This is a genomic window from Bradyrhizobium sp. SZCCHNPS1003 (assembly GCF_032381555.1).
GTDB lineage: Bacteria > Pseudomonadota > Alphaproteobacteria > Rhizobiales > Xanthobacteraceae > Bradyrhizobium.
On record NZ_JAUHIU010000002.1, the window covers coordinates 427164 to 450884 of the forward strand.

The 23721-nt window shown below is 66.2% G+C and carries 23 protein-coding genes; 11 read left to right on the forward strand and 12 right to left on the reverse strand.

The features are described 5' to 3' along the window. Positions 1 to 28: 28 nt before the first annotated feature. Positions 29 to 2464 carry a DUF2235 domain-containing protein gene (locus tag QX126_RS05640; protein ID WP_315779785.1) on the forward strand — a complete coding sequence of 812 codons (2436 nt, stop codon included), beginning with the start codon at positions 29 to 31 and terminating at the stop codon, positions 2462 to 2464. A 12-nt stretch (positions 2465 to 2476) separates the two neighbouring features. Here QX126_RS05640 and purB read toward each other — a convergent pair whose 3' ends face one another. Beyond that, positions 2477 to 3787: an adenylosuccinate lyase gene (gene purB / locus QX126_RS05645; RefSeq protein WP_315779787.1), complete on the reverse strand. Its 1311-nt coding sequence runs from the start codon at positions 3785 to 3787 to the stop codon at positions 2477 to 2479. A 280-nt stretch (positions 3788 to 4067) separates the two neighbouring features. On the opposite strand from purB, the gene QX126_RS05650 reads away from it, so the two are divergent. Both QX126_RS05650 and QX126_RS05655 read left to right on the forward strand, forming a co-directional pair. After that, positions 4068 to 4241, forward strand: a complete 174-nt coding sequence (locus QX126_RS05650) for a hypothetical protein (RefSeq protein WP_315737391.1) — start codon at positions 4068 to 4070, stop codon at positions 4239 to 4241. Then, the gene (locus QX126_RS05655; protein ID WP_315737392.1) at positions 4238 to 4825 is read left to right on the forward strand and encodes a TetR family transcriptional regulator; all 588 of its coding nucleotides are present in this window, start codon (positions 4238 to 4240) and stop codon (positions 4823 to 4825) included. Before QX126_RS05650 ends, QX126_RS05655 begins: the two co-directional genes overlap by 4 nt. A 212-nt stretch (positions 4826 to 5037) precedes the next feature. Here the strand turns inward: QX126_RS05655 and QX126_RS05660 are convergent, their stop codons facing one another. Next, positions 5038 to 5685, reverse strand: coding sequence for a response regulator transcription factor (locus QX126_RS05660; protein WP_315758991.1), 648 nt, complete (start codon positions 5683 to 5685; stop codon positions 5038 to 5040). Positions 5686 to 5695: 10 nt separating this feature from the next. After that, the gene (locus tag QX126_RS05665; protein WP_315779789.1) at positions 5696 to 7054 is read right to left on the reverse strand and encodes a histidine kinase; all 1359 of its coding nucleotides are present in this window, start codon (positions 7052 to 7054) and stop codon (positions 5696 to 5698) included. 194 nt (positions 7055 to 7248) lie between these two features. On the opposite strand from QX126_RS05665, the gene QX126_RS05670 reads away from it, so the two are divergent. The 6 genes from QX126_RS05670 to QX126_RS05695 all read left to right on the forward strand — a co-directional run bounded on the left by QX126_RS05670 (position 7249) and on the right by QX126_RS05695 (position 11793). Next, the gene (locus QX126_RS05670) at positions 7249 to 8028 is read left to right on the forward strand and encodes a MotA/TolQ/ExbB proton channel family protein (RefSeq protein ID WP_315779791.1); all 780 of its coding nucleotides are present in this window, start codon (positions 7249 to 7251) and stop codon (positions 8026 to 8028) included. Beyond that, a complete protein-coding gene (locus QX126_RS05675) occupies positions 8025 to 8696 on the forward strand; it encodes a hypothetical protein (RefSeq protein ID WP_315779793.1) in 672 nt (223 codons plus the stop codon). Before QX126_RS05670 ends, QX126_RS05675 begins: the two co-directional genes overlap by 4 nt. Beyond that, the gene (locus QX126_RS05680; protein WP_315779795.1) at positions 8693 to 9301 is read left to right on the forward strand and encodes a hypothetical protein; all 609 of its coding nucleotides are present in this window, start codon (positions 8693 to 8695) and stop codon (positions 9299 to 9301) included. The genes QX126_RS05675 and QX126_RS05680 overlap by 4 nt, the downstream gene beginning before the upstream one ends. A gap of 41 nt (positions 9302 to 9342) precedes the next feature. Then, positions 9343 to 9504 (forward strand): hypothetical protein, encoded by a 162-nt coding sequence (locus QX126_RS05685; protein WP_315779797.1) that lies wholly within the window; start codon positions 9343 to 9345, stop codon positions 9502 to 9504. 87 nt (positions 9505 to 9591) lie between these two features. After that, positions 9592 to 10332 carry a metallophosphoesterase family protein gene (locus tag QX126_RS05690; protein ID WP_315776756.1) on the forward strand — a complete coding sequence of 247 codons (741 nt, stop codon included), beginning with the start codon at positions 9592 to 9594 and terminating at the stop codon, positions 10330 to 10332. A gap of 3 nt (positions 10333 to 10335) precedes the next feature. Next, positions 10336 to 11793: a bifunctional serine/threonine-protein kinase/universal stress protein gene (locus tag QX126_RS05695; protein ID WP_315779799.1), complete on the forward strand. Its 1458-nt coding sequence runs from the start codon at positions 10336 to 10338 to the stop codon at positions 11791 to 11793. A gap of 50 nt (positions 11794 to 11843) precedes the next feature. Here QX126_RS05695 and QX126_RS05700 read toward each other — a convergent pair whose 3' ends face one another. Genes QX126_RS05700 through rpe form a run of 3 tightly spaced genes read right to left on the reverse strand, consistent with a single transcriptional unit; the run spans position 11844 to position 13920 of the window. Next, positions 11844 to 12674 (reverse strand): bifunctional allantoicase/(S)-ureidoglycine aminohydrolase, encoded by an 831-nt coding sequence (locus QX126_RS05700; protein WP_315779801.1) that lies wholly within the window; start codon positions 12672 to 12674, stop codon positions 11844 to 11846. A 43-nt stretch (positions 12675 to 12717) separates the two neighbouring features. Next, positions 12718 to 13203: an ureidoglycolate lyase gene (locus QX126_RS05705; RefSeq protein WP_315779803.1), complete on the reverse strand. Its 486-nt coding sequence runs from the start codon at positions 13201 to 13203 to the stop codon at positions 12718 to 12720. A gap of 15 nt (positions 13204 to 13218) precedes the next feature. Then, positions 13219 to 13920 carry a ribulose-phosphate 3-epimerase gene (gene rpe / locus QX126_RS05710; protein WP_315779805.1) on the reverse strand — a complete coding sequence of 234 codons (702 nt, stop codon included), beginning with the start codon at positions 13918 to 13920 and terminating at the stop codon, positions 13219 to 13221. Positions 13921 to 14146: 226 nt separating this feature from the next. On the opposite strand from rpe, the gene QX126_RS05715 reads away from it, so the two are divergent. Next, positions 14147 to 14914, forward strand: a complete 768-nt coding sequence (locus tag QX126_RS05715; RefSeq protein ID WP_315759228.1) for an EF-hand domain-containing protein — start codon at positions 14147 to 14149, stop codon at positions 14912 to 14914. Positions 14915 to 14916: 2 nt separating this feature from the next. Here the strand turns inward: QX126_RS05715 and QX126_RS05720 are convergent, their stop codons facing one another. Further along, positions 14917 to 15915, reverse strand: a complete 999-nt coding sequence (locus tag QX126_RS05720; RefSeq protein ID WP_315779806.1) for a P1 family peptidase — start codon at positions 15913 to 15915, stop codon at positions 14917 to 14919. 81 nt (positions 15916 to 15996) lie between these two features. Continuing rightward, on the reverse strand, positions 15997 to 18771 hold the full coding sequence (locus QX126_RS05725; RefSeq protein WP_315779807.1) for a PAS domain S-box protein: 2775 nt from the start codon (positions 18769 to 18771) through the stop codon (positions 15997 to 15999). 236 nt (positions 18772 to 19007) lie between these two features. On the opposite strand from QX126_RS05725, the gene QX126_RS05730 reads away from it, so the two are divergent. Then, positions 19008 to 19409, forward strand: coding sequence for a response regulator (locus QX126_RS05730; RefSeq protein ID WP_315737406.1), 402 nt, complete (start codon positions 19008 to 19010; stop codon positions 19407 to 19409). 138 nt (positions 19410 to 19547) lie between these two features. Here QX126_RS05730 and QX126_RS05735 read toward each other — a convergent pair whose 3' ends face one another. From QX126_RS05735 to livM, 4 genes are all read right to left on the reverse strand, one after another. After that, on the reverse strand, positions 19548 to 20666 hold the full coding sequence (locus QX126_RS05735; protein ID WP_315737407.1) for a branched-chain amino acid ABC transporter substrate-binding protein: 1119 nt from the start codon (positions 20664 to 20666) through the stop codon (positions 19548 to 19550). A 158-nt stretch (positions 20667 to 20824) separates the two neighbouring features. Beyond that, positions 20825 to 21556, reverse strand: coding sequence for an ABC transporter ATP-binding protein (locus QX126_RS05740; protein WP_315737408.1), 732 nt, complete (start codon positions 21554 to 21556; stop codon positions 20825 to 20827). Then, complete coding sequence (locus QX126_RS05745; RefSeq protein WP_315737409.1) at positions 21553 to 22386, reverse strand: ABC transporter ATP-binding protein; 834 nt, start codon at positions 22384 to 22386, stop codon at positions 21553 to 21555. The genes QX126_RS05740 and QX126_RS05745 overlap by 4 nt, the downstream gene beginning before the upstream one ends. Next, positions 22383 to 23711 carry a high-affinity branched-chain amino acid ABC transporter permease LivM gene (livM, locus tag QX126_RS05750; protein WP_315779808.1) on the reverse strand — a complete coding sequence of 443 codons (1329 nt, stop codon included), beginning with the start codon at positions 23709 to 23711 and terminating at the stop codon, positions 22383 to 22385. The genes QX126_RS05745 and livM overlap by 4 nt, the downstream gene beginning before the upstream one ends. Between the last annotated feature and the right edge of the window lie 10 nt (positions 23712 to 23721).

A 23721-nucleotide genomic window follows, 5' to 3' on the forward strand; every position in this document is an offset into this window, starting at 1 on the left:
CCTGCCGGCATTCTGGTCGGGGGGCCTCGTGTCCAATCCTGTTGCAAAGAACATCGTGCTGTTGTCGGACGGGACCGGCAACAGCGCCAAGGCCGTGTTCAAGACCAATGTCTGGCGGCTGTTCCAGCTGCTGGACCTGCGCGATCCGCGCCGACAAGTCGCCTTCTACGACGATGGCGTCGGCACGTCCTCCTTCAAGCTGTTCGCAGCCCTCGGCGGCGTCTTCGGCTTCGGCCTGAAGCGGAATGCGATTGCGATCTACAGCTTCTGCTGCCGCAACTACAAGCCGGGCGACCGCATCTATTGCTTCGGCTTCAGCCGCGGCGCGTTCACGATCCGCATCGTGGCGGCGATGATCGCGGGGCAGGGCCTCGTCGCTTACAACAACAATGAGGCCGACCTCGCGCGCTTCGCTGCGGACGCCTATCGCCGCTATCGTCGCCGCTACAACACCGGACTTCTCAGATATCTCGGCAAGATCGGCCTGGACCTCCGTAAATGGCGCGATGGGGGTATCAAGCTGCTGCGCAGGCTGCAGGGCGTTGCGCCCGAGGCGCCGCCGGCGATCGAGGTCGAGAGCGTGCATTTCGTCGGCATTTGGGACACCGTTGACGCCTACGGCGGGCCGATCGAGGAGATGACCCGCGCCATCGACTATTGGATCTGGCCGCTGTCGATGCCGGACCAGTTCATGAATTCCAAGATCCATCGCGCCTGCCACGCCCTCGCGATCGAGGAGGAGCGTGACGCCTTCCGCCCAGTGATCTGGGACGAGCGCTATGTGTGGGGACGGGACGATGCGGTCCCGGGCCGGAGTGACAAGAAGGACTGGCTGTTCGGCATCGATTACGATCCGCGCAGCGAAGCTGCGAAACTCGCCGAGCCGCCGCCGCATCTGCGCACCGATCTGCCGCCACGTGACCGCGAGCGCATCAGCCAGGTGTGGTTTACCGGCGTGCATTCCGACATCGGCGGCGGCTATCCGCAGGATGGCCTTTCCTATGTGACGCTCGATTGGATGCTCGACCGCGCCCAGGCCTATGGTCTCGTCTATCTCGACGGGCGGCGCAGGCTGCTCTACGATCCCGAGATCGATCCGCTCGATACGCTGAACGACTCACGCAAGGGGTTGGCTGCCTATTACCGCTACAAGCCGCGCAATCTGCGCGAAATCTATGAAGCGCCGCCCTACAAGCTATCGCTCCGGTACGATGTCAGTCGCATCAAGTGGCTGCTTCATTCGCCGTTCAAGGCCCAGACCGGGCTTCTTGCTGACGATCTGCACCCGAGCCTGCCGCAGCCACCTCTGCCGCCGGTGAAGCCGACCATTCACCGCACGGTGTTCGAGCGCATCCAGTCGGGTCCCGATCATTATGCACCGGTGGTCGTACCCGCCAGCTACCGCGTCACGGATGAGACCGATACGCCGGTCGATGCGCTGCATCCGCTCGATCGCGGGCACGCGCGGACGCGGGTGCAGGACGATGTCTGGAATTGGGTCTGGCTGCGCCGCGTGGTCTATTTCGCCACCATGTTCGCGCTGCTGTTCGTCGCGGCGATCCCGTACGCCGTCATCTATCGGCCGCGCTTCCTCTATGACCCCCTGCGTGTGGTGGGCGATCCCCTGGTCAACGCGGCGGCTGCGTTCCTGCCAAGATTTCTCGATCCCTGGTTCGTAGCGTTCCGGGATTCGCCCGGCTTCCTGCTGATCGGGGCAGCCGTGGCGCTCGGCTTGACGGCGTGGGGCACCTCACTGCAGCGAACGATCCGCGACGCCGCACGCATCGCCTGGAACGATCCATCCCGACACAAGCCGGTGACCGGCTGGCGCGCGACGGTTTATTCGCTGCGACGCCAGGGCTGGTACATCGCCGGTTTCTACGTCCTGAAATCGTGGATCTTCCCGACCGGCATCATGTTCTGGCTGTTCTGGTGGCTGGCGTTCGGCGCGGCCAACACGGCCGGTCTGTTCTGCAAGGCAACACTGAGGCCGACCGAGGTCAACGAGACGGAGATCGGGGCATGGCATAATGGAAGTATCCGGCCGCTGTTCGAGACGCGCCACCATTGCTATCCAACAGCGCTTAGCGTGGCGCAGGACGAGACGTATCAGATCACGCTCGATGTCGGAGAGGGATGGAGCGACGGCAGCATCCCTGCATCCCCGGCCGGCTTTGGTTACGGGACCTGGACGCAGCTACCGGGCGTGCCGTTCAAGCGGCTGATCTGGTCGAACTGGTTCGCGCCCATCGTGCGGGTGGGCAGCACGGGATTGGAGGAGCATCTCCCCACCTTCCGACCCGAAGCCCCCGGCAGTAGCCGCTGGACGGCCGAGTTCACCGCACGCAGCGATGGGGAGGTGTTCGTCTACGTCAACGACACCTCCATCCTGTTTCCTTGGTTGTTGTATCGATTCTATTTCAACAACAAGGGCAATGCGGCCGTCTCGCTGAAGAAGCTGTAACGGCGCGCGCCGTCACTCGGCGCTGCCGAACACGCGCCGGAAGATCGTGTCGACGTGCTTGAGGTGGTAGCCGAGGTCGAATTGCTCGTCGATCTCGGCGTCGGTGAGATACTTCTTCACCTCGGCGTCCGCCTTAAGCAGGGTGCGGAAGTCGCCTTCGCCGCGCCATACCGGCATCGCGTTGCGCTGGACCAGCTTGTAGGAGTCCTCGCGGCTCGCCCCCTTCTGGGTCAGCGCGATCAGCACGCGCTGCGAGTGCACGAGGCCGCCGAGGCGGTCGAGGTTCTTTTCCATGTTGGCGGGATAGACCAGCAGCTTCTCGACCAGGCCGGCGAGGCGCACCAGCGCGAAGTCGAGCGTCACGGTGGCGTCGGGGCCGATCATGCGTTCGACCGAGGAGTGCGAGATGTCACGCTCGTGCCAGAGCACGACGTTCTCCATCGCCGGCGTCACATAGGCGCGCACCATGCGGGCGAGGCCGGTGAGGTTTTCCGACAGCACCGGGTTGCGCTTGTGCGGCATCGCGGAGGAGCCCTTCTGTCCCTCCGAGAAGAATTCCTCGGCTTCCAGCACCTCGGTGCGCTGCAGGTGGCGGACTTCGGTCGCAAAGCGTTCGACGGAGGAGGCGATCACGCCGAGGGTGGCAAAGAACATCGCGTGGCGGTCACGCGGAATCACCTGGGTGGAGATCGGCTCGGGCGACAGGCCCATCGCCTTGGCGACGTGCTCCTCCACCCGCGGATCGATCTGGGCGAAGGTGCCGACGGCGCCGGAAATCGCGCAGGTCGCGACCTCCTTCCGAGCGGCGACCAGGCGCTCGCGCGCGCGGGAGAATTCCGCATAGGCATAAGCGAGCTTGAGGCCGAACGTCACCGGCTCGGCATGGATGCCGTGCGAGCGGCCGATGGTCGGCGTCATCTTGTGCTCGAAGGCGCGCGTCTTCAGCGCCGCCAGCACGCGGTCGAGATCGGCGAGCAGCAGGTCGGCGGCGCGGGTGAGCTGGACGTTGAGGCAGGTGTCGAGCACGTCCGAAGACGTCATGCCCTGGTGCACGAAGCGCGCCTCGGGGCCGACGATCTCGGCGAGATGGGTCAGGAAGGCGATGACGTCGTGCTTGGTCTCGCGCTCGATCTCGTCGATGCGGGCGACGTCGAAGGTGGCGTCCTTGGCCTTGGCCCAGATCGTCTTGGCCGCGTCCTTCGGGATCACGCCGAGCTGCGCCAGCGCGTCCGCCGCATGCGCCTCGATCTCGAACCAGATCTTGAACCGGGTCTGCGGCTCCCAGATCGAGGCCATTTCGGGACGGGTATAGCGGGGGATCATCGACGGCGCTCCGAGGCGGGAGGGAAGGTGGGCGGGACCGGGCGTCCGCGCCAGCATTTTACGCCGCGCTTTACCAGAGCGGCCGGATCGACACAAACGGCGGTCTTTCCGCTCGGCCGGTGCGATCGAGGTGGATTATGATACCGTTCAAAAAAATCGCGCTGACAGATATTGAAATCTGTCAGCGCGATGGTGTATGTCTCTGCCGCTGTCATGCTGAAGATCAACTTGCACTGTCTGACCATGGGTTCAGCGGTTTCAACTGCGAAGGACCGCTTCGATGAAGATTGAAAAGCGATTGTTGCACTCACAATTTCAGGACTGGCTGAATCACCAGGTCGCGCGTCACCTGGAGACCCAGGCCGCCAAATTCCGCGCGCCGTCGTCCGCCGATCGGGCCGAGACGATCCAGATCAAGGCGCATACGTCCGACACCGATATGGTGCACGCATGAATGAGGCCGTGGTTCTGACATCCGAGCGCATCCTCGAAGTCACCGAGGACGTGTTGCGCCGTTACGGGCTCGCCAAAGCGACGGTCGTCGACGTCGCGAGAGCGCTCGATGTCAGCCACGGCTCCGTTTATCGTCACTTTCCCAGCAAGGCGTCGCTGCGCGAGGCGGTGGCGCGGCGCTGGCTCGAGCGGGTCAGCGCGCCGCTGGCGCAGATCGCGGCCGAGCCGGGACCCGCGCCGGCGAAGCTGGAGCGCTGGCTGCGCGAGCTGTTCGGCGCCAAGCAGAAGCGGGTCTGTGAAGATCCGGAGATGTTCGCGACCTATCTCACCCTGGCGCGCGAGGCGTGCTCGGTGGTCAAGGCGCACAAGCAGCACCTGATCGCCCAGGTCGAGGGCATGATCGCGGAGGGGGTCGCGCAGGGAACGTTCCACGTCACTGATCCCAAGACCGCGGCCGCGGCGATCTTCGACGCGACGAGAAGTTTTCACCATCCCGCTCATGCCGACGAGTGGGGCGAGTGCACCTGTCAGGCCCGGGTCGATGCCGTGCTGACCCTGCTGCTCCGTGGACTTCAGGCGCGCTAGGCGCGCGTAGCCCGCATGAGCGCAGCGACATGCGGGTTCACACAGCTCGTAGGTGGGCAAAGGCGCGTTGCACGACATCGGCTTGGGCCGAGATCGCGCGCGCCGTGCCCACCGTCGATCAGCGAACTCATCAGTTTGATGGTGGGCACGGCGCCACTGCTGGCTCGCATGCGGCGACAGCACGGCAGCGCCTTTGCCCACCCCACGGCAGCCTACAGATTCGTCAGCCCGCTGGTCACCGCCAGCCGGACGAGCTGCGCATCCGTCTGCAATCCCGTCTTGGCCTTCACCAGATAATGATAGTTCTGCACCGTCTTGACGCTGAGGTGCAGGTTGGCGGCGATCTGCTCGGTGGTCAGGCCCGACGCGAACTGGCGCAGGATTTCGATCTCACGCTCGCCGAGCCGGTCGAGCACGGTCTGCTGCGGATCAAGACTGTCAGCGGCCAGCACGTGGGCGACGTCGTCGCTGAGCGCGCGCTCGCCGTTGATGACCATGCGGATGGCGCGGACCAGCGCCGACGGCTCGCTGCTCTTGGTGACGAAGCCGCTCGCGCCAGCGGCGAACGCCGCCTTCACCAGCGGCGCCTCGCCATGCATCGAGAACACGAGGATGCAGGCGCGGTTGTCGCGGGCGCGGATGTTGCGGATCGCCTCCAGCCCGCTGGCACCCTTCATCGAGATGTCGAGCACGACCACGTCGGGCGCATGCGCCTTGAACGCGCCATAGGCCGCCGCGGCGCTGTCGGCCTCTGCGATGACTCGAAACCCGTCCTGGCTCTCCAGCACGCGGCGATAGCCTTGCCGGACCACCGGGTGGTCGTCGACCAGCAGGATCGAAATGCCTGTGCGCTCGGGCATCCCGGTTGTCTCAGGCGGCCAGTGGAATTGTCGCGGAGACGCTGAGCCCGCGCGCGGCCGGTCCGATCGACAGCGAGCCGCCGACCGCGGCGATGCGCTCGCGGATTCCGGTCAGGCCGAAGCCGCTCGATTGCGCCAGCAGGGTCGCATCGCCGCCGCCGTCGTCCTCGACCGAGATCACGAGCGCACTGTCTGGACCCTGACGGCGCTCGACCCGCAACGACACCTCGCTCGCACTGGTGTGGCGCAGGGCGTTGGTCAGGCATTCCTGCGCCATCCGATAGGCGGTGACCGCGACCGGGCCCTGGATGTCGGCGAGATCGCCGTGGAGGTCGAGCCGGATCGCGGGCCGCGCGGCATGCTGATAGTTCTCGGTCAGCGCGATCAGGCCTGCGGCGAGTCCGAGCTCCTCGGTGAGCGGACGGCGCAGCCGGCTCAGCGTGCCGCGCAGGCACGCCATCAGATGGCTGACGGACTGCGTAATCATCCGTGCATCCTGGGCGACCTGATCGTTGCGGCCGCTGCCGGCGGTCTCGATCGTCGAGGCAAAGGCGAGGATCGCCGTGAGGTTCTGCCCGAACTCGTCGTGCAGCTCGCGCGCCAGCGCCCGCCGCTCCTCGTCGCGGATGTCGAGCAGGCGCTCGGTCAGCGCGGCGCGCTGCTCGTTGGCCTGCGCCAGCCGGTCGCCGAGCTCGCCGACGGCGCGGCCGATCATGGCGAGCTCCATCGAGCGGAAGCGCGGCAGCGCGGGGCGGTGGTCGCCCTCGGCCATCCGCTGCAGCGCCTGGACGATGCTGCGCGCCGGCGCCAGCGCATGCGCGATCGCCAGCGAGGCCAGCACGCCGATCGCGATCGCCATCGCCAGCGCCACACCAAAGCTGTCCTGGATGCGCAGCCAGGCGAGCTGGATCGCCGAATCGGGATCGGCGATCGCCGAGACGGTTCCCGCTGTCGTGGCGCGCGCGCTGATCGGCTGCGCGACCGCGGCGTGATCGCCGAGGATGGCTTCCACGGCGCCTGAGAACCAGCGCGGCGGCGCGGCGCCGAGGCCCTTGCTCTGGCCGCACAGCGGCTTCTCGAACGCTGCCTCGGGCTTGAGCTGGACGCAGATGCCGGGCGCGATCAGCTTCATGGTCTCGGTCGTGCGCCAGTCGGGCAGCGGCAGCAGCCGCTCGCGCGACCGGTTGCTGCGCAGCAGAAGCTCGCGCCAATACAGCGCCTCCAACGCCTGGGAGACGCGGTCGGCCGATGCCGCCGTGGCGCGGTCGACGCTGCGATAGGCGTCGACCGTGACCCATACGGCCGCGGCGGCCAGACACAGCAGCACGATCAGCGCGAGGCGCGCAATGAGCTGGAGCACGAGACGCATGCGATCCTCTCCACGGCTTTTGCCGCAGCGTAACAATGGGATGGTGCTCCGCCAAGCAAATGCACTGCAGCAAGCGACAGGTTGGGAAATTTTCCCGAGAGCCTCGAGGCAGATGTCTTTGGACGCTGTTCCGCCGCTCTGCTTAACTCCTCTGCGAAGCGCCGAACGAAACGGTGCGCATCGGGAGTTCATGCATGAGCGTGGTCAGCAGTGCCGAACGAGTGGAACCTGCGCGCGACGCAGCCGAGCGCGGGCCGCTGCTGCTCTGGATGATCTTCACCGGCCTCACGATATTCGCCGCCGTGGTGCTCGCCCGCTACGGCTATTTCCACCTGATGGTCGCCTCCGACCGCACCTACATCTCCAGCGTCATCGCCGTGCTCTACGTCGCCACGTGCTGCCATTGCTTCTGGCGCACCAGAGCAATCGCGCGCGAGGCGGATGCGGCGCGGCGCTGCCGCGCCGTGCTGATCGGGCCCGATGCGGCGCGCGCGCTCGAACCTGATGCGCAGTTGCTTCCCAAAGGGCTCGTCACCAACCACATCCGCAGCCTCGTCACCAAGGCGCGGACGCAAGGGGCAGGGCGGCTCGACCAGACGCTGCTACTGCGCACCTTGGCCGACCGCCTGCGCGGCTCCAACGGCTTCGGTGGCTTCGCCTCGGACACGCTGATGAAGCTCGGCCTGCTCGGCACCATCATCGGCTTCATCATCATGCTGGCGCCGATCGCCGGCCTCGACGTCAACGATAAGCTCGCGATGAAATCGTCGATGGGGCTGATGAGCGACGGCATGGCGATTGCCATGTACACGACGCTCGCCGGGCTCGTCGGCTCGATTCTGGTGCGCATCCAGTACTACATGCTCGATGCGGCGACGGGACGGATGTTCTCGGACGCCGTCATGCTGACGGAGACGCGGGTGACGCCGCGGCTCGAGCGCGCGATGGATCGCGCGCCGGAGCAGGTCGCATGATGGACGATTTCGGACTCTATCCGCGCGAGGAGCAGTTCGACCCGTTCAGCGTGATGCTGTTCAAGGCGCTGCAGATCGTCGCGTTCTTCTTCTTCATCGCGGTGCTCGCGATCTCGCCGGACGCCAAGGACGGCAAGGTCGACAGCAAGGCTGAATTCCTGATCACGATGGACTGGCCCGACAACCATCCTGATGATCTCGACCTGTTCGTGCAGGATCCCGTCGGCAACATTGCCTGGTATCGGCATCGCGAGGCCGGCTTCCTCACGCTCGACCGCGACGACCGCGGCGGCGCCAACGATTTCATCCTGGTCAACGGTCTGAAGATCCCGTCGCCGATCCGCGAGGAGATCGTCACCGTCAGAGGCGTCGTCGCCGGCGAATACACGGTCAACATCTCGCATTTCCAGAACGTCAGCGGCGCGCCGGTCGAGGCCACGGTGAAGGTGCAGAAGCTCAACCCGACCGCGCAGGTGATCTTCGACGACAAGGTCGTGCTCGACCATTCCGGCGACGAGAAGACGGCGCTGCGCTTCAAGCTCAATGCCGAGGGCAAGGTGATCGACGTGCAGCGCCGGCCGAAATCGCTCTTGGAGACGTTCCGCAGCAATTGGCGCAACGGCGCCGATATCGATCCCAAGACCGGCGTCAGGATGCTCAGGCCATGACGAGCAATCTGCAGACCGTCATCGTCACCCTGTCCGTGTGCTACGCGCTGATCGGCGCGCTGCTGCTGCTGGTGCTGGTCTATGCCCGGCTGCCGTGGCAGGCCAAGGCGGTCGCCGTGGTCATCACCAGCGCGTTCTATGTCGGCAGCTTCGCCGGCGCCCGCGGCCTGCTCGGCTGGGCCAGCGTCGACCGGCTGCCGAGGAGCTTCAAGGTGCTGCAGGTGCGGATCGTCGATCCGCACTCCGTCGAGGGCGATCCCGGCACGGTCTATCTGTGGGTCGAGGCGCTCGACGACGACAACCGTCCGAGCGGCGTGCCGCGCGCCTATCGTATCCCCTACAGCGACACACTTGCCGACAAGGCCCAGCACGCCGCCGACCAGATCGCGGCCGGCCATCCGCAGGGCGGCCGCGCCGCCGATTTCGGCACCGGCGACGGCGGGGTCATCGATGCCGCGCGCGAATACATTCTGCCGAAGACGATCATCGAGACCGCCGGCGGCGATCCCTCCACTGGCGAGTTCAAGGCCGCCAAGACCGCCGGCGACGGCGTCTCGTTCACGCCACTGCTGCCGCCGCGCATGCCGCCGAAGGACGAGCAGTAGGCGGCTGCAGCCGTATCCTCCCGCGTGAAGCGAGCGCGCGAATGATGGCGAGCATCGGGACGTTCCTGGCACGGCGCCTCGAGCTCAAGGTCAACAAGGCCAAGAGTGCGGTCGCCAGACCGAACCACCGCAACTTCCTGGGCTTCAGCTTTACCCAGGGAAGAAAGCCGCACCGGCGCATCGCAGGGGATCTGCAACGCTGACATTCCGCATCTCTCCGCCTATCTTGTTTGATGTTCCTCAAGTCTTGTGCGACCACGGCCGCTAGCCTTGAGAACCGGAGGAAACGGGTGCTGCTGGCGATTTTGACCGACATCCATGCCAATCGGCAGGCCTTTGCGGCCTGCTTGGAGGCGGCGCGTGCGCGTGGCGCGGATCGTCTCATCTGTCTCGGCGACATCGTCGGCTATGGCGCCGATCCGGAATGGTCGGTCGACACCGTCATGGAGATCGTCGCCGGTGGCGGGCTGGCGGTGCGCGGCAATCACGACAATGCCGTTTCGACCGCGAGCGAGAGCATGAATGCCGAGGCGCAGGCTGCGATGGAGTGGACGCGCGGGCGGCTCAGCGCCGAGCAGCGCCGCTTTCTCGCCGAGCTGCCGATGAGCATCGGTGACGACGACCGGCTGTTCGTGCATGCGGAGGCCTCGAGCCCGCCGCGCTGGCGCTATGTGCAGTCGTCGGCCGACGCGGCCCGCAGCATGATCGCGACCGAGGCGCAGGTGACGTTCTGTGGCCACATCCATCGTCCCGCGCTGTATTCGATGTCCGCGACCGCGAAGATGACGAGCTTCACCCCGACCGCCAACATGCCCATTCAGCTGTTGCGCGGCCGGCAATGGCTGGCCGTGGTCGGCTCGGTCGGCCAGCCGCGCGACGGTGATCCTGCCGCGTCGTTCGTGACCTTCGACACCAAGACCCGCGAGCTGACCTATTGCCGTGTGCCCTATGACGTCGAGGCTGCGGCGCAGCGCATTCGCGACAACGGCCTGCCGCCCTGGCTGGCGCAGCGGCTCTCGATGGGGCGATAGAACATGCCGAGGTCAAAGCTTCAGCCGGGCGTCGTGATCGACGGCTTCACGGTCGGCGAATGCGTGCATTCCGGCGGCATGGCGACGTTGTGGAGCGTCACCCGTCCGGATATCGACCGGCCGATCCTGATGAAGGTGCCGCGCGTCTCCGAGGGCGAGGACCCCGCGGCGATCGTCAGCTTCGAGATGGAGCAGATGATCCTGCCAAGACTGTCGGGACCGCACGTGCCGGCCTGTTTCGGCACCGGCGATTTCGCCACCCAGGCCTATGTGGTGATCGAGCAAATTCCGGGCGAGACGCTGTACAAGCGGCTGCCCGAGCTGCCACTGGCTTACGAGGAGACGCGGGTGCTGGTCGCGAAGATCGCGACGGCGCTCGCCGACATTCACCGGCAGCACGTGATCCATCACGACATCAAGCCATCGAGCATCATGTTCCGGCCGTCAGGGGAGGCGGTGCTGATCGACTACGGCCTGTCCTGCCATAGGCACCTGCCGGATCTGTTGCAGGAGGAATTCCGCCTGCCTTACGGCACCGCGCCCTACATGGCGCCCGAGCGCATGATGGGGACGCGCAGCGATCCGCGCAGCGACATTTTTTCACTCGGCGTGCTGCTCTATTTCTTCACCACCGGCGTGCGGCCGTTCGGCGAGAGCGAGACCCTGCGCGGCATGCGCCGGCGTCTCTGGCGCGATCCCTATCCGCCGCGACAATTGAAGCCGGACTATCCGCCCTGGCTGCAGGAGATCGTGCTGCGCTGCCTGGAGATCGAGCCGGTGTGGCGTTATCCGACCGCGGCGCAACTCGCCTTCGATCTCGGCCATCCCGACCAGGTCAAGCTCACGGCGCGTTCGGCGAAGGTGACGCGCGATCCGATCACCACGGTGTGGCGCCGCCGCTTCAACCGCGGCCTGGTGCAGCCGGAACAGAAATCATCCGACGTCGCGGTGCAGATCGCCTCCAGCCCGATCGTGGCGGTCGCGATCGACACCGTGGAAGGCGGCGAGGAGCTCAACGGCGCGCTGCGGCTGACGGCGCAGCGCATCCTCGCCACCTTGCCCGCGGCGCGGCTCGCCTGCGTCAACGTGCTGAAGCTCGGGCGCCTCACGATCGATCGCACCCTGGACGAGGAGGGCAACAACAAGCACATCGACCGCATGGTCGCGCTGAAGCACTGGGCGACGCCGCTCAAGCTCGACGCCAGCCGGCTGACGGTGCACGTGCTGGAGGCCGTCGATCCGGCCGCCGCCATCATCGAGTTCGCCGAGGCCAACCAGGTCGACCACATCATCATCGGCGCCCGCCGCGATTCCGTACTGCGCTCACTGCTCGGCAGCGTCTCGGCGAAGGTCGCCGCGGAGGCGGGCTGCACCGTCACGGTGGTGCGCACACGCCACGTGGTGCGCGAGGCGGATGAGGAGGATGACGACGCGCCGGCGAAGGTCGTGTCGGGGACGTGAGACGTTAGAGTTGAGATTGAAGTCCGGGTCCGATTGCGCGACCGCGCCTCTCACCTGAACGGTCGCAGCTTCATGTGCCGGTTGGCGTCCTTGTAGAGCAGGTAGCGGAAGCGGCCGGGGCCGCCGGCGTAGCAGGCCTGCGGGCAGAAGGCGCGCAGCCACATGAAGTCGCCGGCCTCGACCTCGACCCAGTCGCGGTTGAGCTTGTAGACCGCCTTGCCCTCGAGCACATAGAGGCCGTGCTCCATCACATGCGTCTCCAGGAACGGGATCACGGCGCCGGGCTCGAAGGTGACGATGTTGACGTGCATATCGTGGCGGACGTCGAGCGGATCGACGAAGCGCGTGGTGGCCCAGCGGCCCTGCGTCTCCGGCATCGCGGCAGGGGCGATCGTCGCCTCGTTGGTGACGAAAGCCTCGGGCACGGGGATGCCGGGAACGGCCTCATAGGCCTTGCGGATCCAGTGGAAGGTCGCGGGCGCCGGGCTGTCGTTGCGCAGCGTCCATTTGCAGGCCGGCGGCAGGAAGGCGTAGCCGCCATGGCCCAGGGGATGCTCTTTGCCGGCGATGGTGAGCAGGATCTCGCCGCCGACCACGAACAGCACGCCCTCGGCGTCGGGATCGGGCTCGGGCTGGGAGCTGCCGCCGCCGGGCGAGACCTCGACGATGTATTGCGAGAACGTCTCCGAGAAGCCCGACAGGGGGCGCGCGATCACCCAGGTCCGGGTCTTGTCCCAGAACGGCAGCGCCGAGGTGACGATGTCGCGCATCACGCCCTTGGGAATGACCGCGTAGGCTTCAGTGAACACGGCGCGCCCGGTGAGCAGGTCGGTCTGCGGCGGGTGGCCGCCCTGCGGCACGAAGTAGTTCGGCTTGTCCATCGTCGTCTCTCCTGCGCACGGATCAGCCTGCGCGCGCCACCATTCAGGGGATGCTTAGAAACAGCGGCTGCTCGAGCCACAGCTCCTCGAGATTGTCGGGGCTGATGCGGTCGATCACCACGAAGCGCGAGCCCTCATCGAACACCAGCAGCGGATGGTGCCAGACGTTGCGGGCGTAATTGACGCCCTGGCGTCCGCTGGCCGTGAAGGCATGGTAGCTCGCGGGATCACGCGGGTCGTCGCAGACCAGCACCAGCCAGGGCCGGTCCTGCAGCGGCATGAACAGCTGGCTGCCGAGCGGATGCCGCTCCATCAGCTTGATCTCGATCGGCTGCGGCCGCGGCTTGGCCTCGAACAGGCTGATGTTCACGTCTGCGCCGCCCGACGTCACGTCGATCGCGGCGAGGCCGTTGCAGCGGCGGGCGAAGCCCTGGTTGATCTCGATGGGTTGGGCGCCGTCGGTCTCGACGACGTCGCCGAAATCAGCAAAGGCCGCCTTGGTCAGCGGCTGCGGCGTGAGCGTGTGCATCCCGCCCCGCGTGCCTCAGATCGCTTCGCCGCGCGCCGACGCGGCGGCGCTGCGGATCGCGGAGATGTTGCTGCGGTAGGCCTCCGTCGTGCCGCCCTTGAACACCGCAGATCCTGCGACGAAGGCGTTGGCACCGGCCGCGGCCAGCGCGCCGGCATTGTCGCGGCCGACGCCGCCATCGACCTCGATATCGATCGGCCGGCCCGCGGTCATCGCGCGCAGATCCTGGATCTTGCCGATCGCGGAAGGGATGAAGGCCTGGCCGCCGAAGCCGGGATTGACCGACATGATCAGCACGAGGTCGACGAGGTCGAGCACGTATTCGATCACGCTGAGCGGGGTCGAGGGATTGAGCGAGACGCCGGCCTTCTTGCCGAGCGCGCGGATCGCCTGCAGCGAGCGATGCAAGTGCGGACCGGCCTCCGCATGCACCGTGATGTGGTCGCAGCCGGCCTTGGCGAAGGCTTCGAGATAGGGATCGCACGGCGTGATCATCAGATGCGCGTCGAAGATCTTGGTCGTGTGGGGGCGCAGCGCCTTGATGACGTCGGGCCCGTAGGAGATGTTCGGCACGAAGTGGCCGTCCATCACGTCGAGATGGATCCAGTCGGCGCCGGCGGCATCGACGGCGCGCACCTCCTCGCCGAGCTTGGAGAAATCCGACGCCAGGATCGACGGCGCAATGACGAGCGGGCGCGGCGTGAAGAACTGTGTCATGGGCGGCTGTTCCAGTGCGATCGGGATTGTCGCCGTATCATGCGGGCGCGGTTGCGGCAACGCGAGCGGGAAAAATCTGCCGAGCGCGGCATGAACTGCCGGGTTTGGGCATCCGCAACATCTCGAAATATCCGGACATATCAGCGGTTTGGCGCTGGCACGGGGATTGCGACGGAGAGATCCGACGTTGTTTCGCCGCGCATTGCGGCCACCTCGGAGTTTCGCCATGTGGTTTGCATTGGGGGCCGCCTCATCGGCCCTGGAAGCCCTGCAGTCGCTTGGGTCGACGAAGTCCGGTTCCGGCAAATCGGGCAACGCCGGCGGCGGCGTGTTCAGTCTGAACGGCGGCAGCTCGAGCAGCTCCGGCAATTTCAGCCCGTGGTCGAGCTCCGGCAGCAGCAGTTCGGGGCAGATCGCGCCGGAGACGATGAACGCGCTGCTCGCAGCGCAGAGCCAGTCCGGCACGTCGGGTGCGAACGCCTCGACCAGCCCGCTGCAGGACCTGTTCTCGCAGATCGACGGCGACGGTGACGGCAAGATCACAAAGTCCGAATTCGAGACCGCGCTCGGCGCCGGCGGCACCAACCTCGCCAATGCCGACAAGGTGTTCGGCAAGCTCGACAGCAACAGCGACGGCAATGTCAGCATGGACGAACTGACATCGGCGCTGCAGGGCGCGCGCGGCCGCCGTGGTCATCATCATCGTGCTGGAGCCGGGGAGGCTGGCAGCTCCGGCAATTCGTCAGGGGCAGGGGCGGACGCGCTGATGCAGGCAATGTCGGGCGCGTCGAGCTCCTCGTCGACCAACAGCGACGGCTCGACGACGACCACCATCACCTATGCCGACGGCTCCAAGGTGACGCTGACGACGCCAGCGGCTACCACCGCGTCGAACGCCGCCACGTCGTCCTACAATCTGATCGAGAAGCTGATCCAGCGGCAGTCGAAGATGCTGTCGGCCTCGACGTCCTCCACGACCGCGGTGAGCGCCTAGGCTCAGCCGCCGAAGCGGCCTTGCCAGGACGGCAGCGCGCCGGCGAACGACAGCGGTCGCGCGTGATAGACGCCGCGTGCGATCGCGCGGGCCAGCACATTGGCCGCGACCATGCCGAGCTCGCTCAGCTCGACCAGCGGCTCGATCGGCTTGGCGCAAGTCGCCGCCGCGAACACGATGTCGCCGTCGAGCGGCAGATGCACCGGATAGATCGCGCGCGCCATGCCGGTCTGCGCCATCATCGCGAGCCGCTTGGCCTGCGCCTTGGTCAAGACGGCGTCGGTCACGACGAGGCTGATGGTCGTGTTCTCGGAGGCTGACGCCGCCGGGCCGCCCTTGATGCGCATCGCCAGCATGTCCGGCGTGAACGCGGCCGGCAGGCCGCGGCCGCCGAACTCGCCGTCGACCTCGTACGGTGCCGCCCAGAACCACGGGCCGTCGCCGACCGTGACGCTGCCGACGGCATTGACCACCGCGATGGCAGCGACCTTGATCCCGCCTGTCGTCGTCGCCGCCGCCGAGCCGAGCCCGCCCTGCAGGTTGGCCGTGGTGGCGCCGAGCCCGGCACCGACGCTGCCGAGCGCGAAGCTGGTATCGGCGGCCGCTGCGGCCGCATAGCCGAGCTCGCGATAGGGCGCGTAGCGGCCCCAGGCCTTGTTGCCACCGTTCAAGAGGTCGAACACGATCGCGCCGGGGACGATCGGGATCAGCGCGTCGCGCACGGCAAAGCCGCGGCCCTGTTCCGCCAGCCAGGCCTGGATACCGCTCGCGGCCTCCAGCCCGAACGCCGAGCCGCCGGACAGGGCGATGCCGTCGACCCGTTCCACCGTATTCGCAGGATCGAGCAGCGCATCCTCGCGCACGCCGGGTCCGCCGCCCCGGATGTCGATCGCGGCCACCGCCGGCTGATCGAACAGGATCGCGGTCACGCCGGACGCGAGCGCTGCGTCCTGGGCATGGCCCACGCGTACACCCGCGATGTCGGTGAGGAGGTTTTGCACGGTCGCCCTCGCGGCAGGTGATGATGCTGGATGGATAGCGCGGCTGGCGCGAGGGCTCAATGCAACACCCGGGCTACAGCCTCACGCCTCCAGCGCAATGCGGATCATGCGGGCCAGTTCCGGCTTGCGGTAAGGCTTGGGCAGCAGCAGCACGCCGGCGTCGAGTCGGCCGTGGTGAACGATCGCGTTCTCGGTGTAGCCCGAGGTGAACAACGTCCGCAGCGCCGGCCGCCGCACCCGTGCGGCGTCGGCGAGCTGGCGGCCGTTCATGGCGCCGGGCATGATGACGTCGGTGAACAGCAGGTCGATCTCCGGATGGCGCTCTAGCACGTCGAGCGCCTCGGCGGCATTGGCGGCGGCCAGCGTGGTGTAGCCGAGGCCGGCGACCTGGGCGATCACGTGCTGGCGTACCAGCAGATCATCCTCCACGACCAGGATCGTCTCATTGCCGCCGCGCGCGTCCGGCGCCTGCAAGCCCGCGCTGGCCGCCGGAGCGGACGCCGAGCGCGGCAGATACAGCTTGATCGAGGTGCCGTGGCCGACCTCGCTGTAGATCTGGATGTGGCCGCCCGACTGCTTGACGAAGCCGAATACCATGCTGAGGCCGAGCCCCGTGCCCTTGCCGGTGCCCTTGGTCGAGAAGAACGGATCGAACACCTTCTCGAGATAGGCCGGCGGAATGCCACAGCCGGTGTCGCTGACGGCGATCATCACGTAGTCACCGACGATGACCTCGCTATGGGCGTCGGCATAGTCTTGGTCGAGCGTGACGTTCGCGGTCTCCAGCGTGAGCTTGCCGCCCTGCGGCATCGCATCACGCGCATTGAGCGCGAGATTGATGACCGCCGTGGCGAGCTGGTTCGGATCGGCGAGCGCGATGCAGGGATCGGCGCCGAGGATGCGCTCGATCTCGATCTGCGCGCCGAGCGTCGGCCGCAGCAAGGCTGCGGTCTCGTTCAACAGCGCATTGATGTCGAGATCGGTCGGCTGCAGCGGCTGCTTGCGGGCGAAGGCTAGCAACTGCCGCGTGAGCTGCGCGCCGCGGTCGGCGGAGTCGTCGATCAGCTTGGCGACGGAGGCGAGCTCCGGCCGGTCGGACACGGCGTCGGCAAGAATGCCGATGCTGCCGGTGATGACGGTGAGGATGTTGTTGAAGTCGTGGGCGACGCCGCCGGTGAGCTGCCCGACCGCCTCCATCTTCTGCGCCTGGCGGAATTGCGCCTCGGCGGCGCGCTTCTCGGTGAGGTCGCGGCCGACGAAGAAGTGGCGCTGCACCGGGTCCGACCAGCTCGCCATCCAGTTCAGGACGACGCCGCGGCCTTCCTTGTGCAACAGCTGCGCCTCGAAATTGTGGACGTCGCGGCCGCGGCGGCAGGCGCGCATCTGGCTACGGACCGCCTCGAGCTCGGGCGGATAGACGAAGTCGCTGGCATTGCGGCCGACCATCTCCTCCGGCCGGTAGCCGAGCACGTCCACCGCGCTCGGGCTGACCTGCATCAATTGTCCGTAGGAGTTGGCAACCAGGATCAGGTCCTGCGAGGTCTCGAAGATGCGGCGGCGCTCCTCGGTCTCACGGGTCAGGGCGGTTCGGGTGCGCTTGCTCTCGGTGATGTCGCGCGCCACCTTCGAGGCGCCGATGACCACACCATGCGCGTCGAGGATCGGCGACACGCCGAGCGATACTTCGATCTCGCGGCCGTCCTTGTGGCGGCGGATCGTCTCGTGATGCTCGATCTTCTCGCCGCCGCCGATCCGGCTCAGGATGCGATCGACCTCGCTGCGCCGTTCGGCGGGCACGATCAGGCCGATGTCGTTGCCAAGCGCCTCGTCTGCGCCGTATCCGAACAGGTGTTCGGCGGCGCGATTCCAGGACGTGATCTTGCCTTGCAGGGTCAGCGTGATGATGGCGTCGTTGGAGGATTCCACGACGGCGCTGAACAGCCGCTCCCGCGCGATGAAGCGTGTCCGCTCGCTTTCGCTCTGCCGGCGCTGCTGCTGCAACAGCCACGTGAGCCTCGCCTGCAGGCTGACATTGTCGGCGAGCAGGACGCCGAGTACGAAGCTCGCGGCCAGCAAGCCATAGATGCGGCCCGCGTAGTAGCCGAGGTCGAACCGGGCGGCGTTGAACAACGAGGTGAGCGAGAGGTCGAACAGCCAGGCGCACAGCACCACCATGACCCAGAGGTCGAGAATGCTGTGCGGCCTGCGCAGCGCCAGGACGAGCAGGGCAGCCGATGTCACGCACCAGATGGCGCCGACCACGACTTTCAAAGCCGGCGTGGCAGCGTCATCGCGGACGAGCGCGGGCAGCGCCGTATCATGGGCGATCACCGCCCAGGTGAGCGCCGCAAGTGCAATCGCCACGCCGAGCACGGCGACCGATAGCGACAGCGCAACCGACCCAACGGGCGTCGGACGGCGACGGTCGTCCAGCGCATAGGCCAGAACGAACAGGGGGAACGCGCCGTGCCAGATCATGTAGATCCAGACTGCGGTCTGCGGACCTGCATCGAGCAGGCCGGTCTGAGAATACAGGCCTGGGAACACCAGCGTGTGCAGTAGCGAGGCCGGCGCGGTGAACAGGTAACCCGAGGCCAACCACAGCAGCGGTCGCGAACGCAGCAGCACGAACTGCGAGAACAGCAGGAACGCGGTGATGAGATCGTTCAGCGCCAGCGCCGACTGGTAGCTCGCGACGAACGCAGGCACCGCCGGCAACTCCACCTTGGCAAAGGGAGCGGCGGCGGCAAACAGCAAGGTCGAGATCGCAACCGCAGCGAGTGCTGCGATCTGGTCTCGGCGCGTCGCGGTGGACGTCGACAGCAGGACTTCGCGGTGATCCTCGATGCTCTGCATCTCCGGGAATCCTGCGCAACGGGAGCCAACATGCAAAAACAAGGAGTCGGTGACTGGCGCGCGAAAAGTTTCTATTTTCTAATAAAGGTTGTATGGTACCAGATCGCGACGTTCTGTAGAATGAGTCGATAGTTAAAGTAACTGCACCTTTACCCCAATGGGATAAATATACCGGTAGTTGTGTTCGATTTCCTTCTAGGTTGTAGGTTGTCCAACGGAAAATTCTGGAGAAGTTGATGCCACGGATTCTGGTGGTCGACGATCAGAAGGATGTGCGCGCCATGATCTGTATGGTGCTGCGCGTCAATCAGTTCGACGTGGTCGAAGCGGGAACTGCTGCGTCCGGACTGCAGTTGTTCCGCGACCAGGCGTTCGATGCCGTCATCGTCGACATCTATCTCGATGATTCCAACGGGCTCGATCTGGTCAGCAGTATGCGCGCGCTGGTTCCCGACGTGCCGGTGGTCGCAGTCTCCGGCATGACCGCCTTCGATGGCGCGTCGATGTCGGACGAGCTGACCCGTGTCGTTTACCTGCAGAAACCGTTCCGCCCGACCGAACTGATGCGTGCCGTCGAAACGGCCCGTGCGGCAGTGGCGGCGAAGGGAGCCCCATCGCTTTCGGCCTGTGCCGGCTGAGCCGGCCTGTTACTTACTCTCCGTACGACTGTCCTGCAGGCGCTTCAACGACGAACCAAGCTCTCAGCAGAACGCCCCGGTCCAGGACCGGGGCGTTTGCATTTTGCTGATGATGATCGAAGCGGATCAGGAGTTCGATCAGGAGCCCTTGCCGCCGAGCTCGGCGTAGCCGCCCTTGGCGTCCCACTTGTAGACGACGTAGTCGATCTGCTTGATGTCGCCCTTGGCGTCGAAGCCGAGCTTGCCGAGAACGGTGTCCCACTCGCCGGCCTTGATGGTGTCCATCACCTTCTTGGCGTCAGTGGTGTTGGCCTTCTTCACCGCCTGCGACCAGACCTGGATCGCGGCGTAGGTGTAGAGCGTGTAGCCCTCGGGATCGATGTTCTTGGCCTTGAACTTGTCCACGATCGCCTTCGCGGTCGGCTTGTTGCGCGGCTCGGGGCCGAAGGTGAACAGCGTGCCTTCCGCGGCCGGGCCGGTGATCGAGGCGAACTCCTTATCGTTCATCGCGTCGCCCGCCATCAGGATGGTCTTGAGACCCTGGTCGCGCATCTGGCGCAGGATGAGGCCGGCTTCCTGATGATAGCCGCCGACATAGACGAGATCGATGTTGTCACGCTTCAGGCGGGAGACGATCGCGTTGAAGTCCTTGTCGCCCTTGTTGTAGGACTCGAACATCTTCTCGGTGACGCCGGCCTTGTTGAGCGCCTTCTTGGTCTCGTCGGCGAGACCCTTGCCGTAGGTGGTCTTGTCGTTGAGGATCGCGATGTTCTTGCCCTTGAAGTTCTTCGCGATGTAGTTGGCGGCGACGAGACCCTGCTGGTCGTCGCGGCCGCAGACGCGCGCCACGTTCCACAGCTTGCGCTCGGTGAACAGCGGGTTGGTCGACGCGGGCGTGATCTGCAGGACGTTGCTGTCGGCATAGGCCTCGGAGGCCGGGATCGACGACGACGAGCAGAAATGGCCGGCGACGAACGGAATGCCGGAGCCGGCGAGCTTTTCGGCAACCGAACGCGCCTGCTTCGGATCGCAGGCATCGTCACCCACCTGCAGTGCGAGCTTTTTGCCGAGCACGCCGCCGGCAGCATTGAGGTCGGCTACCGCCATCTCGGCGCCGTTCTGCATTTGGCGGCCGAAGGCCGATTCACTGCCGGTCATGGGGCCGGCCACGGCGATGTTGATGTCTTCGGCGAAAGCAGCGGTCGAGAGCGCCAGCGATGCGCCCAGAGCCAAGCCGATGAGTTTGAGTGGTTTCATGAGAAATCCTCGCGGGGGGTAGGTCGACACGGAACGGCCCGAACGGCGGGCCGCAGACCGCGCGCATTGTGGCTGATTTTACGGCGAAGTCACCGGCAATTTTCGACGACACCTACGAAGGACTAATGTCATTTCGGCCGGATTTTGAGGGCTCCGCCTCAGTGGCGGCCGCCCTCCAGATAGGCAGCGCGGATCTCCGGCCGCTGCAGCAGCTCGGTGCCGGTGCCCGACAGCGTAATCAGGCCGTTGACCAGCACGTAGCCGCGATGGGCGAGCTTCAGCGCGTGATTGGCGTTCTGCTCAACGATCAGCACGGTCAGACCGTCTTGGCGGTTGAGTGTCCGAATGGCGTCGAAAATCTGGCGAGCGATCAGCGGCGCCAAGCCGAGCGAGGGCTCGTCCAGCAGCAGCAGCCGCGGCCGGCTCATCAGCGCGCGCCCGATCGCCAGCATCTGCTGCTCGCCGCCGGACAGCGTGCCGCCGCGCTGGTCGATGCGCTCCTTCAGGCGCGGGAACAGCGCGAATACCCGCTCCAGCATGCTGGCCCGCTCCGCGTCGGTCGTCTCGCCGGCGTCGGCGCCCATCTGCAGGTTTTCCGCGACGCTCATGCGCGGAAAGATGCGGCGTCCCTCCGGCGACTGCGCGATGCGCAGCTGCGCGATCTGATGCGTCGGCACCTGTGTGATGTCGTTGCCGTCGTAGACGATGTTGCCGGAGCTCGCGCGCGGCCGCCCGAAGATCGACATCATCAGGGTCGACTTGCCGGCGCCGTTGGCGCCGATCAGCGCGACGATCTCGCCGGGCTTGATGTCGAGATCGACGCCCTTGAGCGCTTCGATCTTGCCGTAGGAGGCACGCAGGCTGCGGATTGCGAGGAGGGACGCGCTCACGCCTCGGCCTCCATCACGGCTGCGGCCTCTTCCTCGTCGGTGCCGAGATAGGCCGCGATGACCTTGGGATCATCCCTGATCTCGCGCGGCGTGCCTTCCGCGATCTTGACGCCGTAGTCCATCACGACGATCCGGTCGGAGATTTCCATCACGACGCTCATGTCGTGCTCGATCAGCAGGATCGACGTGGCGTGATCGGCTCGGATCGACAGCAGCAGCTCGCTGAGGGCCGCACTCTCGCGCGCGTTGAGGCCGGCGGCCGGTTCGTCGAGGCAGAGCAGGGCCGGCGAGGTGCACATCGCGCGCGCGATCTCCAGCCGGCGCTGGTCGCCATAGGCGAGATTGCCGGCCGCGTCGTCGGCGCGGTCGATCAGCCCGACGCGCTTCAGCCAGAACACGGCCGCATCGATCGCGTTCCGCTCGGCCGCGCGCCACGAGGGCACGCCGAGCAGCCCGAGCACCGTCATGCCGGACGCGCGCATCAGCGCGTTGTGCTGCGCGACCATCAGGTTCTCGAGCGCCGTCATGCCCGGAAACAGCCGGATGTTCTGGAACGTCCGCGCCACCTTGGCCTGCTTGGAGATGTTGAAGTCCTTCAGCTTCTGCATCTCGAACTGCGCGCCGTCATCATGGGTCAGGCGGATGACGCCGGAGGTCGGCTTGTAGAAGCCGGTGATGCAGTTGAACACGGTGGTCTTGCCGGCGCCGTTGGGGCCGATCAGGGCCGTGATCTGCGTGCGTTGCGCGGTGAACGACAGCGCATTGACGGCGACGATGCCGCCGAAGCGCATGGTGAGGTTTTCAAGTGCGAGAATGGGAGCGGAGCTCATCCGTGGCCTTCCTTGACGAGGTCCGAAGAGATGCTCTTGGATTTTTCCAGGAATACGGTTGGCGCGCGATGGCCGACAATGCCGCGCGGCCGCCAGATCATCACGAGCACCATGGCGAGACCGAACACCAGCATGCGGTAGCCCTCGAGGCTTCTGAACAGCTCGAAGCCGCCGATCATGGCGAGCGCCGCCAGCGCCACGCCGAGCTGCGACCCCATGCCGCCGAGCACGACGATGGCGAGTACCAGCGCCGATTCCTGGAAGGTGAAGGATTCCGGGCTGATGAAGCCCTGGCGCGTGGCGAAGAAGGCGCCGGCGAAACCGCCGAACATCGCGCCGGTCGCAAATGCGGTCAGCTTGGTGGTGGTGATGTTGATGCCGAGCGCGCGGCAGGCGACCTCGTCCTCGCGCAGCGCTTCCCAGGCCCGGCCGATCGGCAGCCGGCGCAGCCGGATGGTGACCCAGTTGGTCAAGAGTGCCAGCGCCAGGATCAGATAGAACAGAAACACGATGCGATGCGTCGGCGAGAACGGGATGCCGAGCATCGATGCAAGGCCGCCTTCGCCCGGTGTGAGCGGAATGCCGAACAACGTCGGTCGCGGAATCCCGGAGACGCCGTTGGGACCGCCGGTCACGTCCTGCCAGTTGATGAGGACGAGGCGGATGATCTCGCCAAAGGCCAGAGTGACGATGGCGAGGTAGTCACCGCGTAGCCGCAGCACCGGAAAGCCGAGCAGCACGCCCCAGAATGCGGCGAGAATACCGGCGAGCGGCAGGCAGATCCAGAACGACAGGCCGAAGGTGGTCGAGAGCAGGCCGTAGGAATAGGCGCCGACCGCGTAGAACGCGACGTAGCCGAGGTCGAGCAGGCCGGCGAGACCGACCACGACGTTGAGGCCCCAGCCCAGCATGACGTAGGTGAGGACCAGGATGCCGAGGTCGAGAATATAGCGCTGATTGTAGAAGATCACCGGCACCAGGAAAGTGAAGATCAGCAGCGCCGGCGCGAGATAGCGGCCGGCTACCGACATGCCGCTCTGCACGGACGGCGGCACGAAGCTGCCGAGGCCGCCGCGCGGTCCGAGCCACAGCCGCAGCAGCTCGACCGCGATCGAGCCGACGAACACCGCCGCAACCAGGCTGGCGAGGTCGCCGAAGCGGGTCCAGTATACGAGCTGGCCGCTCTGGCCCGCTTCGGTGCGGACGCCGACCATCAGGGAGAACAGACCGAGAGCGACCAGCGCACTGAGAAAGGCCTTCTTGAGGATGAAGGCGGTTCCGACCGGTTCGGAGCCTTTCGACGAGGCGGGAAGGGACGCGCTCACGCGGACTCCA